A 16618-nucleotide genomic window follows, 5' to 3' on the forward strand; every position below is an offset into this window, starting at 1 on the left:
CGGGACTTTTTGTTTAAAAACAAGGGTTGTGTAGTTCCTGATAGTATGGTATAAAAGACATAGGTTAATCTCATTGAATAAGGGCAGGCTATAGGAAAGACGAGCATTTGAAAAAGAGGAGTGTTATGAATGAAAGATAAGGAAGAACTAAAGCGTACACTCACTAAAATTCAATATGAGGTAACACAAAATCAGGCAACAGAACCTGCTTTTCAAAATGAATTTTGGGATCATACCCAGGCTGGTATTTATGTGGATGTTGTATCGGGAGAAGCTTTGTTTACTTCTTTAGATAAATTTGATTCTGGCTGTGGATGGCCTAGTTTTACTAAGCCTATTATGGAAGAGGTCATCAAGGAGAAACAGGATGTCAGTCATTTCATGATTCGTACAGAAGTGCGCAGTAAAACAGGGGATTCTCATTTAGGGCATGTGTTTAATGATGGTCCTGCACCCCGTAAATTACGCTATTGTATTAATTCGGCAGCACTGCGTTTTATCCCTAAAGAAGACTTAGAAAAAGCAGGATATGGACAGTTTGTTCCGTTGTTTAATAAGGAGAAATAAATGGCAGGTATTCATGAAATATAGTCATATCGTACAAGGTATTTTTATAAAGCGTGTCAATCGATTTATTGCCCATGTATTAGTTGACGGAATCGAAGAAGTGGTTCATGTCAAAAATACAGGCAGATGTCGGGAACTTTTTATTGCTGGAAGGATCGTGATACTGGAGCGAGCCAAAAATCCAGAGCGAAAAACCAGATTTTCGATCATTGGCATCTACAAAGAGGATTGTTTGATTAATATTGACTCGCAAGTACCCAACTCTGTTGTTTTTGAAGCATTGCTGACTAAAGGTATTTCGGAAATCACAAACATTACTATGGTGAAAAGAGAAGTAACCTATGGAAAATCTAGATTTGATCTTTATTTTGAGTCAGCCGATTGCCGGGGATTTATTGAAGTGAAAGGCGTCACCTTAGAAGAGGATGGTCTGGTAATGTTTCCTGATGCTCCTACGTTGCGAGGGACTAAACACGTGCTTGAAATGATGAAAGCAGTGGAGGAGGGTTATAAGGGGTATATTTTCTTCCTGGTCCAGATGAAAGGGGTAAAAAGTTTTAGCCCTAACAGTAAAACTGATCCGGGTTTTGCCGCAGCCTTACGACTTGCTGCTCAAAAAGGAGTCATACTGCTGGCATATGACTCCTTAGTCAGTGAGGATCAAATTGTAATCGGGGATAGAGTGGAGATAGTATTGTGATTTTTACGAACCACAAAAGCACGATAGTAAAACCCTTTGTGTACTTTGCGTCTTTGTGGTTCGAGCGTTTTAGCTGTTTTTATTAGGGAGGAAAGTGTATGTATTTTGACACTGCCGGGGGGCCTGTGTTTCGTCCGCCCAGTGAAGCGGAAAGTTTTATTTTAAGAGTAACCATTGGGTGTTCTCATAATCGCTGTACCTATTGCAATATGTACAGAAGTGTTGATTTTCGCATGCGAACGATGGATGAAATTATGGCGCAAATTAACCATGCCAAACAATATAAGGATTTTATTCGCCGTATCTTCTTAGCAGATGGTAATGCTCTTGTTTTGCCGACGGAGACACTCTTGGAGATTTTAAGAGTGCTGAAAGAGTATTTTCCAAAACTGCGCAGAGTATCCTGTTATGCAGGGCCCAATGACATTTTACGAAAAACACCAGAAGAACTAGAAAACTTATCAAAAGCAGGATTAAAACTAGTGTATTATGGAATGGAGTCGGGTGATGACGAAGTACTGCGTCATGTGAATAAAGGGGTTACCGCACAGCAATCCATTGAGGCAGGGCAGAAGGTGGTGGCTGCCGGCATAAAATTATCCCTAATGGTAATCATTGGCCTTGGAGGGAAGGCAGGTTCTGGGCAGCATGCCTATCACACTGCTCAGGCAGTAAATGCCATTCGTCCTACAATGCTTAGTGCTTTAACGTTGATGATGTATCGAGGAAGTGAGCTGCGTGCTGAATACGAACGCGGGGATTTTGAAATATTATCGCCGACTGAAATAATGGGAGAATTATATGAACTGATTCATGCTATTGATTTACCTTATGAATCACATTGTTTGTTCCGCAGCAATCATATATCCAACTATGTAGCTTTAGCAGGTACGTTGCCTCAAGATAAGGAAAAATTGCTGTCTGACAGCAAGAAGGCAATCGAGCATTTGTCTACCATGACGGATTGGGACCCCTATAATAATGTTGAACAATAGGCACATCTATATTGCCGCCATTGTTACCTAATATGGAGGGAGGCTAGGAGTAGTGGGAGATGGTATTTTGAAGAAAATGATAAATTATATATATGTAATCACTATGATACTGCTGCTTTCTCAGCCTGTCATTGGGAGTGCAGGAGCATTGGAAGAATATGAAGAGGCCAGGAGCCTATATTTAGCTGCTGTTGCCTGTACGGCCGCATATAGTGATCGCGAAGGAAATATTGCCAGGGATGCCCTGGAACAAAATGGCTGGAAAATACAGTCGTATAGAGAAAAAAGTGATCAAGCAGATGTTAGGTTCTTGGTAGCTAGAAAAATTCAGCAAGGGGATACAGTGCCTTCTTATTTGCTTTCTGTAGTGGGAACTGAAAATGTAAAGGATCTTAAAGTTGATTTACGTGTGAGTAAGGTTTATTTTTCTGGGAAAACCCTCGAAGAATTCACCGCTAATTCCCTGCGCAAGGATATGCCAGATTCCGCTCCAAAGGTGCATAAGGGCTTTAACCAATATGTTCAGACGGGATTCAGTAGAGAAATACTTGCAGAAGGTGCTAATTCTGAAAAATCATTGCTGGAAATGTTGCTAGGCGATAAGGATAAAAAGGTATATTTAGTAGGCCATAGTTTAGGTGGTGCTGGAGTTACCATTGGTGGAGCAAGGCTTCTTGATATGGGGGTAAATCCGGAACAAATCGAAGTGATTACCTTTGGCGCGCCAGCAGTAGGCAATAAAGCTTTTCGTGATAAATTTGAACCTGCTTTGCATCTTACTCGCGTTGTGACCACTGGCGATCCTGTAACTGGAGCATTGCAAAAACTAGTGGGGGGATATGAGCAGTTTGGGCGAGAGATTCGTTGGCAGACTCCAAGTAATCAAAATGCTGATCCTCATCAAATTACTTTATATCTAGATTTGGCGATTAAGAATTATTACCAGAAAAGACAGCAGGCTGTATCAGCGGGAGAATTGTCAGTACCCAATGAGACAATCAATGTTTCTGGCAAGCCAAGAGTATATGTTGCCCCGATTAAAAACCAATTGTCGGAAGAGTTGCGTGGAGAGTTTTCTTATATGAAGGAAGCGCTGTATGATGAATATCGAAGTACTTTACCAGGATATGTATTAGACACAGGAGAAGAAAGTGAAGATATCTTTAAAAAAGCAATTGCTGCTAATTGTGATTGGGTGGTAGTATCTGAAATTCAAGGTCATACGGTTAAAAATGAGGAGCATACAAGTTATATTACGTTAGAACAGCGCGTATATCAGGCAAAGAGTGGTGCTATTGTTACTGCAGCCAGTTACGGGAGCAGTACGCGGGATCTTACCTCTCTGGAAGCTTTTATCCATAATTCTAAGAATATGAGTCAGAACAGGCAGGATTGGTTAGGGACGTTTGATAAAAGTGAAATTTAAGATATCGCTTAGTAAGAAAGCACGGAGCAATGCTCCTGCTTTTTTTTTGTAGAATTTATAAGTTTTAGAGGGAAGCTGAACACTTTATTTTGGGGTTAAATTTTAAGGACGGATTTTGCACTAATCTTAAGTGAAGGAATTTGTCCTTTATTGTGTCGAAAATTCAGAATATAATACGGTTAAGAAATTCTAACTGGCTCTGACGTGTATGTATTGATAAAGGGGTGAGAGTGTTATTCTTACTTTTCGTTGTCGTCAAATACTAAAAAAAATAATTGATGCAAAACGATCTTTGAAAATTAAAGAATTAGCCGATGAGTTTCATGTTAGTATCAGAACGATTAAATATGATTTGGAAAATATTCGTTTATGGCTAGAGAAACAAAAGGATCAAATAGTTCAATTAGAATCCAAGACCAATCTCGGTATATGGCTCAGTGGTGAAATGAGGGATATCAAGAGAATACGCAGTATGTTAGATAATGAAGTAGGTACGGCGATGCTTCTAAGTCAAGAGGAACGAAGCAAGTATATTGCGTTAGAATTATTGCTTCATAAAGAGTTTGTTACCTTGAATTCCCTAGCGGAGAAGATGGGAGTTAGCCGCAATACAGTGATCGGTGATATGCAAAAGGTAGAGCGACTTTTACAAAACTGGCGTATCGAAATGGAACGAAAAGTTCATTACGGTATACGTGCTGTTAGTTCAGAAGTGAATCGTCGCTTAGCGTTGGAATATGTAGTGCAGAGTTTTTTAAACAGTAATGAAATGTCATATATTTTACAAAGTATTATACATGAACATGAATTCCCATCTCGAGTAGGTAATGTGATCACCACTTTTCTGTTGGAACGTAAAGAATTAGAGTATGTATGTCAAGTGGTTAAGCATATCGCTAGGCATATAAGGGAGAAGAGTGAACAGTATCTTTCTGATCGAGTACTGATTGGTGTGTTAATACGTTTTTGTGTTGTTATCCAAAGAATTAAAACAGATAATAGCCTTGCTGAATCCTATACTGCGGTTGCAATAAAAGCAAAAGATCATTCTCTTTATAGTATTTTCAGTGAAGAAAGTGTTAAATTGGCAAATCATTTGGGAGTAGGGATATCTGATACTGAGATTGGCTTTATCTGGTTACAGTCTCTTGGCAATGGTATGTATCATAATGAACATCATCACGATAGTTATGAACAGTCAGTAGTTACAGAGATAACTGCAAAAATTATCAATAAAGTAAGTCAAAACCTAAAAGTGACCTTTACGGATGACACAGAGTTGTTTGATAGCTTATTGGCACATCTAACCGATAAATTAGCAAAATATGAATATGGCGTTATTGATCCTAATCCATTGGTAGCAGAAGTGATTCAATCCTATCCAGAAATGTTTAAGTGTGTAAAGCAAGTATGTTCCGAGGCATTTGAGGAAATTAACGTATTTTTGACAGATCCGGATTTAGCATATATTGTTCTTCACTTCCAAGCGGCATATGAGAGAAGATATGGGAGGCCTCGGTTTAAGGCGATTGTGGTTTGTGGTACAGGACGGGGCACTGCCAGATTGCTTAAGATTAGATTGGAAAATGAAATAAAAAGTTTGAGTGTTTTGGGTTATTGTTCCGTTTTGGAAATAGATCAAGTCCTTAAGATGCAGTCTATTGACCTAGTTATTAGTGTATTGCCGATTGATACAGAATGTCCCGTAGTTGTGGTCAATTCCATACTGAGTCAACGAGATATCGTGGCAATCCATGAGGCTTTAAAAAAAATATGTGGTACGCAATTAGAATATACCCATGAGACACTAGAAAAAAAACATGGCTTTACGGAATCATTTATGTTAATGCGCAGAAATATTAGTTTTACAGAGCTACCTCTTATAGAAAGTATTTCACAAGATATCATTAGTAAAGGTTTTCAACTCGGGATGCTAATTACAACTGAATTTAAGGAATACCTCTCTGAGCAGGCAGCTGCTGGTTTAATGCTTCATATTTTGCTAATGGTAAATCGGCTGGCTTTTGGCTCCCCCTATGTTGATTTTAATTATAGTGACCAGCCTGAAAGTAAACGATTAGCTGAGTTACGTTGCAAATTGACCAACGTGTTGGGTGAAGAGCATTGTAATATACCAAATAGCGAAATTAGTGCAATGCTTCGATATTTTTCGTAAGGTGGTGTTAAAAATGGCATTTGATTTTTTTATTAAAAATGGTATATTCATTGATCCTATTTCTAAAGTACATGGGAAATATGATATCGCCGTAGATTCTGGTCGTGTTTTCAGTATCCATCCCTCGAAGGAGTTTGGTCTAGAGAAATATGCAAAAAACAGTATAGATGCCAGCGGCTATCTGGTTACTCCTGGTTTAATTGATCTTCACACTCATGTATTTCCTAATGATACTGAAATAGGCATTGATGCTGATTTGGTAGGGGTTCAGCAAGGGGTTACTACATTAGTGGATGCGGGAAGCGCTGGTGCAGCGACATTTCCAAAGTTTATTACAAATGTTGTTGAAAAAAATATAACGCAAGTATTAGCTTGGATTAACATAGCTAGTGCAGGCTTATGTTCTGGTCGAGCTGAATTAAGTGATCTTACTCAGATTGATACGCAGAGTGTGATCGAAATGATCAGCCAGTTTCCAATCATTCGGGGAATCAAAGTGCGGATGAGTAGTTCGGTTTTGGGAGCAAGCGGATTACGACCTTTGGAAATAGCCAAAGATTTGTCTCGGAAGGTAGGACTGCCATTGATGGTTCATGTTGGCAATGGACCGCCTGAATTAGGATATATCTTGGATCTATTGGATGAAGGAGATGTAGTCACCCATGCTTTTCATGGAAAAAAGGGTGGTATTCTAGACGGTGATGAAATACTTCCCCAGGCACATCAAGCTTTGAAAAGAGGAGTTTTATTTGATATAGGGCATGGTACAGCCAGTTTTAGTATGCAAACGTTGCAGAAAGCCAAAAAGGTGGGAATAAAGCCATGTTCCATTAGTACAGATATTTATTTAGAAAATTATAGTGGTCCAGTATATAGCTTAACGACGACATTATCAAAGTTTCTGGCTTTAGGTTTTTCTTTAGATGAGGTTATTGCAGCTGCTACGATGGCCCCTGCCGCAATACTCAGGATGGATCATGAAATTGGTACATTACAAGTAGGTAGAATTGCTGATATTAGTGTTCTCACTATAGAGGATGGAGTATTTGAATTTACTGATTCAGAAAATGAAGTTTTCAAGGGGCACCAGTTGCTCCGAGCTAAATTTACAATTAAATCAGGAAGGGTATTAAAATGCAGATGATAGATACAATTATTAAGACAATTGCCTTGGAGATGCCAATGGATTCGGAAGAATTGGTTGACTTTAAGGAGTTATTAGAGATCGTAGCAGTCAATGCAGAGGAAGTTCATATTGAAATATCACAGGAACGTTGGTTAAGTATGGGGGTTCATTTATTATCAACTATTAGGCGTGTGAAAAAGGGCGAAAAACTTCCGACGGTAGATCCATTTATCGTAGAACAGGTTAGTTTGGAGATGATGGAACTTAGTAGAAAAGTATTGCAGCATATTGATTCTGTTAATGAGTGCTCCAATAACGATACAGAGGCAGTACTATTAGCCTTACATTTTGAGACAGCCCAAAATAGTAATTAAAATAGGAGAGGGGGATTTTCTAATGGAAAAGAAAGTCAGAGTCGTAATTGGGGATCGTTTAGGCAAAGGTCAAAAAGTAGCACAAGGTGTAGAACAGGCTGGTGGCATAGCAATCTTGATTCCCGGTGTTGCCGCTGATATGAAAGTAGCGGATACGATGCACAAAGAAGCAGCCGATTTTGCAATTTCATTTTGTGGCAGTGGCGGTGCAGGGGCTATAACAGCAAAAACAAAGTATGGATATCCTGTTGAATTTGGGCTTCGTTCCGTTGATGCCGGCGTTACAGCTATTCGAGCAGGGAAAAAAGTGGTTGGTTTTGGTTTTATGGATATAGAAGAATTGGGCAGACGATTAACAGAAGAGTATATAAAAGTACAGCAAAATAAAGAGGTACAATGATGTATAAGGAGTTAAAACATACATTGTCTCTGAGTGGCACAGGAGAAAGTAAAGAAAGAGCTTTTAATGATGTTTTCTCTCAAATTAAGCCGCTAGTAGCACGAACATTTAGTAGTGTTATCTTACAAATAGAGCCACAGGATGTTGAAGTAGTATCTGCGATGGAAACCAGTTATGTTGAAAAGTTTTTAGGATTTTTATTTCCACGTCGGCGGGTGCGATACGATATTCTCGTTACTGTTACTGTTCAGCTTAGAATGATTGACACAGAAAAAATTAAATTTGAGAAAAGAAATGAAGAGTTGTCAACTACGCAAAGAATATTGCGGATGCAGTAAGAGTTGTTGATTATAAAAGGGAGGGGATAGAGATATGGACACAATGACGATCATTATGGAATCTATTATTATTGGGGCTTTGGTTGGTTTTGGTGTCGGGGCAGGTGCTGCTAGAATGTTTCATGCGCCAAATGTCCAGGGGATGGGGGCATTTCGGACTTTTGGTGAGCTAAATGCGTGTGAAGGTGATCCGATTTCCCATTTTTCTTTTGGCTTAGGATTTTTGTTTAATTCTTGGGCATCTGTTGTTGGTGCTGGTGCTTTTACTCAAGATGTAGAGCATCGTATTATTCCAAACTGGGCGGCAGCGGCATTGCTTTCTAGAAACCGGAAAGTGGAGGAAACCTTGCATGATCCGAAAAAAATGGCGTTTGCCGGTGCTGCCATTGGGGTTGTAATAGTTACTGTAATGAATTCAACAGCTGTGGCCATTCCAGCTTCGCTGCAAGTTATTGCTACAAAAGTACTAGTGCCGGCAGCTAACTGGCTGATTAATCCAGTAATGCCTATTGTTTTTTGGATGGCAGCTATTGATGCTGGTCAAAGAAGTGGTACATGGGCGACAGTTTTGGGAGGATTGTCTCAACTCGTTATGGGAAATGCAGTACCAGGGATTGTCTTGGGGATTTTAATTGGTAAAGGTGTAGATGACAGCGGTTGGAACCATATTACTAAGACTTTGGTGGTAGCAGTTGTTTTGTTGTTTGTACTCAGTGGGTTTTTCCGTGGATTTGATGCCAAATTGCTAAATGAGTTCCACATTGGTGTTCCTGCAGGGCTGATTGAATTTCATAAAATCTTTGGATCGGTGGTGAAATAAGATGGAGAATCAAGAAAGACAAGCTGAATTAACAGGATTTTGGTATTCTGAATGGGCATTTGTTATTTTTGTTGCTATGCTTTCGGCGGGAATATTTGCTGGTACTCATATGTATTATGTGTATCATATTGGTGCTTTTAATGATATTGCTATTGTGGCCATGTTAGAAGGTGGTATTAAAACCGGCGCATATGGTGCAGCTGCAGCTTTTGGCGCAAGCTTCCTCTTTGCTCGTGTTTTAGAAGGACCCCTTGTTGGTATTCTGGACATTGGCGGTTCACTGCAGACAGGTATTGGCATTGGTGTCCCTGCTATGCTGCTTGGCATGGGAGTAACAGCTCCATTGACTTCTTTTCCTCTTGCGCTGGCTACTGGCGGGCTGCTTGGTGTAATAATTGGCACGATTATTGTGCTGATTCGTAAATATACAATTAGCGGGAATAGTTCGACCTTTGGGGCAGATGTTATGATGGGAGCAGGCAATGCATCAGGCAGATATTTAGGACCTCTCATTATTATTTCAGCTGCTATGGCTTCCATTCCTGTAGGTTTAGGAGCCGTGATCGGAGCAGGCCTCTTCTATGTTTGGCAGAAACCCATTGCTGGTGGAGCTATTTTGGGGGCAATGCTTCTTGGGGCGTTCTTCCCGATTTTAATAAAATAGATATGAGAGATGATCTCAGATAGTAGGGGTGCTAATAATGAGTATTTATCAAAAGTTTGGTTTGCGTAAAATTATTAATGCTAGCGGTAAAATGACGGTGCTAGGGGCTAGTGCCGTACATTCTGAGGTTGCTCAGGCGTTGAGTGCAGCTGCTATGGATTATGTTGATATTCATGAGTTGATGATTGCTGCTGGCAGGAAAATTGCACAGGTGACAGGGGCTGAAAATGGATGTCCTACAGCTGGCGCTGCTCCTGGCATCGCCATTGCTACAGCAGCTGTTATTGCCGGTGAAAATTTGACCCTTGTTGAGAGAGTACCTAATACCGATGGTCTAAAAAATGAGATTATTCTCCAAAAAGGTCATTCTGTTAATTTTGGTGCTTCTCTTCCCCAGATGATTGCCCTAGGTGGTGGCAAAGTAGTTGAAGTAGGTCAAGCCAATCATGTGGAAAAAGACCATATTCTTAGAGGTATCAATGAAAAAACAGCAGCATTATTTTATATAAAATCTCATCATGCAGTGCAAAAAGGGATGCAGTCATTAGAGACGATAGTTGCCATTGCCAAGGAAAGAAATATTCCCATTATTGTTGATGCGGCAGCAGAAGAGGATTTTAAATATTATATTGCGAGTGGTGCTGATATCGTCATTTACAGCGGCGGGAAGGCTTTAGAGGGTCCCACTTCAGGCCTGATCTGTGGCAGAGATGATTTAATTAAAGCTTGCCATATGCAATATAAAGGAATTGGCAGAGCGATGAAGGTTGGTAAAGAAGCAATTATTGGTCTGATGACAGCCTTAGACAGGTACGAGTCGAAAGAAGATGATTCTCAAGGGCAAATTAATCGTATGAATTGGCTCATTAACGAACTTTCCAATGTTCCTGGAATCAAAGGGTCACTTGTACAAGATGAAGCCGGGCGGGACATTTATCGAGCGCAGCTTACAATTGACGAAAAAATTGCGGGAATCAATGCTGTTGCATTGGTTGAAAATTTGGAAGCAGGTAATCCAGCTATTTATACTAGGAATTATTATGCCAATATAGGAATCATCAATATTGATCCTCGTCCGTTATTAATGGATCAGGAGAAAGTGATTACTAGTCGTATTCGTGAAATCATTAGTGAGTGTAAGAGGAAGGAAAAGAAATAATGAAAAATGTAACTGTTCGTTTAAATCTATTAGCTAAAGATCGTCAGAATGCCTTGGATATTGTGGAGGCTACTGAGGGTCAGGTATATATTGGTATTATGGTTAAAAATTTTAACTCTATTGATGAAGCGGTAGAGCAAATTCTAGATTTTCAGCAAGCTAAAATTCCGGTTTCTGTTGGTCTGGGTGCAGGAGATCCTCTGCAATGGAAACGAGTTGTCGAAGCCGCTATCAGGACAAAACCAGTGCATGTAAATCAAGTTTTCCCTGCAGCTGGTTATACGTTAGGTGCATTAAAAGGTGTGGGGAGTGACCATACCATGGTGAATGCATTGATTAGTCCGGCAGGTGGCCCTGGAAGAGTGTCTGTATGTACAGGGCCGGAAAGCAGAAATTTTCAGGATGCTATTTCTTGTGATGCTGCTGCTGCGATGTTAAAGGAAGTTGGTGTGCATTCTGTTAAATTTTATCCTATTGAAGGCCAATCTCGATTGGATGAAGTAGCTGAAATGGTAAGAGCTTCTGTACGGCAAGGCATTACTATATTTGAGCCAACAGGAGGAATTGATATTCATTCAGTTCATAAGGTGGTAGATGTTTGTGCTGAAAATGGTGCAACAATCGTCATTCCTCATATTTATACAGCACTGGTTGATACGACTACGGGTTTAACTGATCCAAGGCAAGCGGCTAAATTACTAGCATCATTCTAAAGAAGGTATTTTATTGTAATAAAAGAAAGCTACTCTTCTAAATTACTTATCCTATGACTAAAATCGTTCTAAGACTCCCATCGTTCACAGTGGAAGTTAAGAGTGGGCTAAGTCCTAAGGATAAGTGTGACTAAGATTCAGGTGGAGCAAAAACTCCATTTGAACCTTAGTCTTCTTTATGGGAGAGTAGCTTTCTTTGTATTTAAGAGTTATTCAAATAGAAATACATTAATTGAAATACGCAATAGAGAATAAAATTTTGTGAAATGAAAATATTAGAAGATATATACAGGAAAAAAACAGCAGAACTCATAATATATATAATAGTACTTTTCAGTAAAGGAGAATTGTTCAATGTCAAAACAGCCTCATTTAGTTCCTTTTGCTCTTAGCCTCATGTTGCTTTCGACATCAAGTGCTATGGCGGCGGTAGGAGCGGAAACGTTTCAAATTCCCAGTCGCGAGGAAATTGCAGCTGAGTATAAATGGCATCTTGACGATTTGTATGCCAGTGATGAAGAATGGCAGGCAGACTATGATAAGGTAAAAGGAATGCTGCCTAAAGTCGGTGAGTATAAAGGGCAGCTGGATCGTTCAGGAAAGAACCTGTTAGCCTGCCTTAAGCTTAGGGATGATATTACCAAAATTACGGGGAAGCTATATCCTTTTGCTCGAATGCATCAAGATGAGAATACGGCGGATAATAAATACCAGGCATTAACTGGCAAGGCTCAATCTTTGAATATTGAAGTAAATGCTGCTACTGCCTTTATTGATTCTGAGATAGTGGAAATATCAGCAGAGAAACTGGGAAAAATGCAAAAGCAGGAAAAGGGGCTGGAGATTTACAGCTTCTATTTAAAAAGTTTGATGCAGCAAAAACAGCACGTGCTTTCCCCGCGGGAAGAAGCATTATTATCTCAGGCAGGAGAAGTAGCTGCCACTCCGGCAACTATTTTTAATGTTTTAGCAAATGCGGAAGTAAAATTTCCTTCGATTCAGGATGAACGAGGGCAAGAGGTTCCATTAAGTGAAGGTCGCTATAATAATTATCTGCGTTCTTCTGATCGTCGTGTACGTCAGGATGCATTTGCCGGTATTCTAGGTTCTTATAGCCAATATCGCAATACTTTGGCGGCAACACTGAATGGACACGTCAAGCAACACGTGTTTTTTGCTCAGGCCCATAACTATCATTCAGCTCAAGAAGCGGCTCTTATGCCAAATCATATTCCTGTAGAAGTATATGATAATCTTATTGCTACAGTAAATCACAATCTAGCTCCTCTGCATCGTTATGTGTCACTCAAAAAGAAAGCATTAGGTGTAGAGGAGATACATATGTATGATCTATATGCGCCAATGGTAAAAGATGTGGAAATTCAGTTATCTTATTCAGAAGCCCTGGATCTTGTTCGGCAAGCTTTAGCTCCTCTTGGTGAGGAGTATATAGTAAACTTTAACAAAGGAATTGATTCTCATTGGATTGATGTGTATGAGAATCAAGGTAAACGTTCCGGTGCTTATTCTTGGGGTGTTTATGGCGTCCATCCTTTTGTTTTTCTAAATTATAATGGACAATTTAGTGATGCATCTACCCTTGCCCATGAGATGGGGCATGCATTGCACAGTTTTTATAGTGCCAAGAGCCAGCCTTATCCCACAGTGGACTATGTGATTTTTACAGCTGAAACCGCTTCTACTACCAACGAGATATTGCTCATTGATTATATGCTGGCAAAAACAACGGATAATAAAGAAAAAATGTATTTGCTGAATCAATACTTAGAAAATATTCGCACTACCTTGTACCGGCAGACGATGTTCGCTGAATTTGAAAAAGAGATTCATGATCGAAGTGAGAAGGGTGAGACCTTGACTGCAGATCTTATGGAGGAGATCTATCATGATCTTAATGTAAAGTACTTTGGTCCAGAAATGATTGTAGATAAAGAAATTGATATTGAGTGGGCTCGGATTCCGCATTTTTATCGAAATTTTTATGTGTATCAATATGCTACAGGATACTCTGCAGCAACAGCTTTTGCTAAGCAGCTTCAAACCGAAGGCAAAGCAGCCCAAGAACGATATGCGAACAAGTTTCTAAAAGCGGGTGGTTCTGATACACCAATTCGAATTTTAGAAAATGCTGGTGTTGATATGTCTACTCCTCAACCGATTGAAATTACGTTACAGAAATTCAATAGATTGTTAGATGAATTAGAAGGTTTATTGGCTGAATACTAGAAGGTGTTACCAAAGTTGAAAATACTATAGCTTTTAGGGCAGGTACCCTCTTAGTAAATGTGAGTATAGATAATATACAACACATTTACTAAGGGGGTTTTTAAATAGATAGAAAATTATTTATATAAAGTATTGTAATTTTCCAAAGAATATATTAATATATAGACACAGAACGAAAGTTACATACCGTCACAAATGTGACGATGGGCAAAAAATCAATAAACCATATAAGGTTAGAAAGGTACACTATGCTTAAGGTAGATAGAAGGTTACTTGTGAAAGTTTCACAGATGTATTACATAGAGAATATGAATCAAAATGAAATAGCTAGTAAGTTTGGTATCAATCGAACTACTGTAAGCAAATATCTGAAAAAAGCAATGTTAGCAGGAATTGTGCAAATTTCCGTTGTAAATGATTTGTATGAAAGTCTGGAAACCGCATTAGAAAAAAAGTTTGGATTAAAAGAAGTATATATTGTGCCTTCGAGTTCAGACCCGGGTGAGGTAAAAAATAATCTTGGAAAAGCGGGAATAAGTTACTTAAAGCGAATCATAAATGATGGTGATATCGTAGGGTTTGCCTGGGGAACGACTATTGGTGCGTTATCGAATCTAGCATCTGTAGAGAAGTGCGATGTAGTTAATGCCAACATGATTCCTCTGGTGGGGGGGCCTGAAAATTTAGATAGCGAATATCATGTAAACACCATTGTATATAAAGTTGCAAATGCTTTTAAAGCTAAAAGTCATTATTTATATGCACCTGCTATTACCGGAACGACAGAAACTAAATCAGCCATTATGCAAGATGCTAATTGTAGTAAAATCGTGAAGTTATGGGATGAAGTGAGTATTACAATATTAGGAATTGGTGCACCAATAAGGTCTTCCAACTTAGTATGGTCCGGTTCTCTTGGCAAAGAATACAATGATATGCTGGAAGATGCAGGGGTAGTAGGCGACATTTGCTCAAGGTTTTATGATGTTGATGGCAATGTGGTAGATACGGTATTAAAGGATAGAACAATAGCAATTGATTTGGAAAAGTTAAGGAATATAAAATATTCCATAGGTATTGCGTCCTCACCGGAAAAGGTGCCTGCTATATATGGAGCAATGAAGGGTAAATTTATAAATGTGTTAATTTCTGATGAAGAAACTGCTAAATTACTAATTGATTTTGCCGACTAAGATGAAAGAATGCTTAGTTTCAAATGATTATGTAAGAGCCATGGGCTAAGCATAATGCCGCTCATGGTTTTTGTATACTCTTTACGAGGTGCAAATTATCAAAACTATGGTTTAGGAGGACTTTTATATGGCTAAAGAGATAAAATCAGTTCTACAACCAGGCGATAAGATATATACGCTATTTGAATATAATGAAGTGGTGATTAAAGGAAGTCAAGAAAGCTTTATTATACGAATAGAGAAAATAGAAGAAAGTAAAAAAAATAAATGTTGTCACTATGTAAGAGCCATGGGCTAAGCATTGATTGCTTATCTCATGGTCCTTTTTGTATATGAAAAAATATAAGAAATCGTTCAGGAGGTATTTAGTTATGTTGAAAGTTGCACTTATCGTTGGCGGAGGAAGAAGTTTGGGGGAATATTTAAGTAAGCATATGGCGAAGGAAGGATATGAGGTAGCTGTTGCAGACTTGGTATATGAAAATGCACAAAAGGTTTCAGATGAAATTAATGCAAGCGGTGGTAAATCAATTGCAGTAGAAGTGAATGCTTGCAAGGAAGATGAAGTAAAAGCAATGGTACAACAGGTTGTAAATGAGCTAGGAAGAGTAGATTTATTAATATACAATGCAGGAATAGCCAAAAGTTGCAAGATTACTGAATTTGAATTACAAGCATTTAATCGGATTGTAGATGTTAATTTAAATGGATATTTCCTTTGTGCTAGAGAAGTAGCCAAAGTAATGATAAAAAGAAATATTAAAGGGGCCATTATTGGAATTAATTCTAAATCGGGTAAAGTTGGAAGTAAATTTAACAGCGGATACTCAGCTGCAAAATTTGCAGCTGTTGGTTTAACGCAAAGCTTAGCTTTAGATCTAGCGGATGATAATATAAGAGTCAATGCAATGATGCTTGGCAATCTTCTAGATTCAGATTTGTTTGAAAGCTTGCTTCCGCAATATGCAGTGAAGTTAGGAATACCAGAATCACAAGTAAAGCAAACATATATAGATAAGGTGCCGTTAAAGAGAGGATGCACGTTTGAAGATGTGGCAAATGTAGTTACCTTTTATGCATCAGAAAAAGCAAATTACTTAACAGGGCAATCTGTAAACATAACTGGTGGACAAGTAATGCACTAAGAAGATGTAGTAGTAATGTTTTGCTGCATGTGTCAGAACAAGTTACATGTAAGTTAAGATAGCTAAATATTAAGATAATAACTAAAATGTAAAGTAGGACTTGAGTTCAAAGGGGGAAATTATATGTTGTGGTTTGTTCTTCTTGCTGCAGGGATGTGGATACTTCAAGGGTTACTTGGCCTTTGGCAATTGAGACATTTTAATCAGCGATTTAAATTATTGAGAAAAGAAGGTAGGGTCGTTATTGGCAAGTCGAAAGGTAGAGTCACGGCTGGGGTTGTACTTATGTTTTGTCTTGACCAAGATTGCAATATCATTAGGGGCGAAAAAATGGAAGGGTTTTCAATTTTTGCTAGATTGAAGCCTTTTAATTCCTTCAATCATTTAAAGTTATTAGAGCTTGAAGAAAGTAAATGTAATAGGTTAGGTAAATCAGTGAGTAAGGCAGTAATGAACGCTATTGAAAATTATAAGGCGTTTATTAATATAGCGAAATCTGATATGGAGGTGGTTGGAACAGAAAATACAAGAATAACTGTGTAATGGCATTATAAAAAATTATTGAGAGAGAGAGG

Annotated in this window: 18 protein-coding genes; all 18 read left to right on the forward strand. The window is 38.8% G+C overall.

The window, feature by feature from the left end:
• Window positions 1–129: 129 nt before the first annotated feature.
• Window positions 130–567 (forward strand): peptide-methionine (R)-S-oxide reductase MsrB, encoded by a 438-nt coding sequence (gene msrB, locus JBW_RS06780; protein WP_007956820.1) that lies wholly within the window; start codon window positions 130–132, stop codon window positions 565–567.
• Window positions 568–580: 13 nt separating this feature from the next.
• Window positions 581–1267: a DNA/RNA nuclease SfsA gene (gene sfsA, locus JBW_RS06785; protein ID WP_007956818.1), complete on the forward strand. Its 687-nt coding sequence runs from the start codon at window positions 581–583 to the stop codon at window positions 1265–1267.
• 98 nt (window positions 1268–1365) lie between these two features.
• On the forward strand, window positions 1366–2262 hold the full coding sequence (locus JBW_RS06790; protein ID WP_007956817.1) for a radical SAM protein: 897 nt from the start codon (window positions 1366–1368) through the stop codon (window positions 2260–2262).
• Window positions 2263–2338: 76 nt separating this feature from the next.
• On the forward strand, window positions 2339–3688 hold the full coding sequence (locus tag JBW_RS06795) for a lipase family protein (RefSeq protein WP_235334231.1): 1350 nt from the start codon (window positions 2339–2341) through the stop codon (window positions 3686–3688).
• A gap of 259 nt (window positions 3689–3947) precedes the next feature.
• Complete coding sequence (locus tag JBW_RS06800; RefSeq protein WP_268747890.1) at window positions 3948–5864, forward strand: BglG family transcription antiterminator; 1917 nt, start codon at window positions 3948–3950, stop codon at window positions 5862–5864.
• Window positions 5865–5877: 13 nt separating this feature from the next.
• Window positions 5878–7008, forward strand: a complete 1131-nt coding sequence (locus tag JBW_RS06805) for an amidohydrolase/deacetylase family metallohydrolase (RefSeq protein ID WP_007956811.1) — start codon at window positions 5878–5880, stop codon at window positions 7006–7008.
• Window positions 6999–7364: a PRD domain-containing protein gene (locus JBW_RS06810; protein ID WP_036681072.1), complete on the forward strand. Its 366-nt coding sequence runs from the start codon at window positions 6999–7001 to the stop codon at window positions 7362–7364. Before JBW_RS06805 ends, JBW_RS06810 begins: the two co-directional genes overlap by 10 nt.
• A gap of 22 nt (window positions 7365–7386) precedes the next feature.
• Window positions 7387–7764 carry an SFCGS family glycine-rich protein gene (locus JBW_RS06815; protein WP_007956807.1) on the forward strand — a complete coding sequence of 126 codons (378 nt, stop codon included), beginning with the start codon at window positions 7387–7389 and terminating at the stop codon, window positions 7762–7764.
• Window positions 7761–8102: a DUF4312 family protein gene (locus tag JBW_RS06820; RefSeq protein WP_200897010.1), complete on the forward strand. Its 342-nt coding sequence runs from the start codon at window positions 7761–7763 to the stop codon at window positions 8100–8102. The genes JBW_RS06815 and JBW_RS06820 overlap by 4 nt, the downstream gene beginning before the upstream one ends.
• 34 nt (window positions 8103–8136) lie before the next feature.
• The gene (locus tag JBW_RS06825) at window positions 8137–8922 is read left to right on the forward strand and encodes a DUF4311 domain-containing protein (RefSeq protein WP_007956804.1); all 786 of its coding nucleotides are present in this window, start codon (window positions 8137–8139) and stop codon (window positions 8920–8922) included.
• Window position 8923: 1 nt separating this feature from the next.
• The gene (locus JBW_RS06830) at window positions 8924–9586 is read left to right on the forward strand and encodes a DUF4310 family protein (RefSeq protein ID WP_007956802.1); all 663 of its coding nucleotides are present in this window, start codon (window positions 8924–8926) and stop codon (window positions 9584–9586) included.
• 37 nt (window positions 9587–9623) lie between these two features.
• The gene (locus tag JBW_RS06835; RefSeq protein ID WP_007956795.1) at window positions 9624–10745 is read left to right on the forward strand and encodes a DgaE family pyridoxal phosphate-dependent ammonia lyase; all 1122 of its coding nucleotides are present in this window, start codon (window positions 9624–9626) and stop codon (window positions 10743–10745) included.
• A complete protein-coding gene (locus tag JBW_RS06840; RefSeq protein WP_007956793.1) occupies window positions 10745–11458 on the forward strand; it encodes a KDGP aldolase in 714 nt (237 codons plus the stop codon). Before JBW_RS06835 ends, JBW_RS06840 begins: the two co-directional genes overlap by 1 nt.
• 354 nt (window positions 11459–11812) lie before the next feature.
• Window positions 11813–13705: an oligoendopeptidase F gene (gene pepF / locus JBW_RS06845; RefSeq protein ID WP_007956791.1), complete on the forward strand. Its 1893-nt coding sequence runs from the start codon at window positions 11813–11815 to the stop codon at window positions 13703–13705.
• Window positions 13706–13953: 248 nt separating this feature from the next.
• Window positions 13954–14898 (forward strand): sugar-binding transcriptional regulator, encoded by a 945-nt coding sequence (locus JBW_RS06850; protein ID WP_036681069.1) that lies wholly within the window; start codon window positions 13954–13956, stop codon window positions 14896–14898.
• A gap of 127 nt (window positions 14899–15025) precedes the next feature.
• The gene (locus JBW_RS25220; RefSeq protein WP_007956786.1) at window positions 15026–15196 is read left to right on the forward strand and encodes a hypothetical protein; all 171 of its coding nucleotides are present in this window, start codon (window positions 15026–15028) and stop codon (window positions 15194–15196) included.
• 73 nt (window positions 15197–15269) lie between these two features.
• Window positions 15270–16043, forward strand: a complete 774-nt coding sequence (srlD, locus tag JBW_RS06855) for a sorbitol-6-phosphate dehydrogenase (RefSeq protein WP_007956784.1) — start codon at window positions 15270–15272, stop codon at window positions 16041–16043.
• A 123-nt stretch (window positions 16044–16166) separates the two neighbouring features.
• The gene (locus tag JBW_RS06860) at window positions 16167–16586 is read left to right on the forward strand and encodes a transcriptional regulator GutM (protein WP_007956782.1); all 420 of its coding nucleotides are present in this window, start codon (window positions 16167–16169) and stop codon (window positions 16584–16586) included.
• The last annotated feature ends 32 nt before the right edge of the window (window positions 16587–16618 follow it).

It is taken from the genome of Pelosinus fermentans JBW45 (assembly GCF_000271665.2).
In the GTDB taxonomy this organism is placed as follows: domain Bacteria; phylum Bacillota; class Negativicutes; order DSM-13327; family DSM-13327; genus Pelosinus; species Pelosinus baikalensis.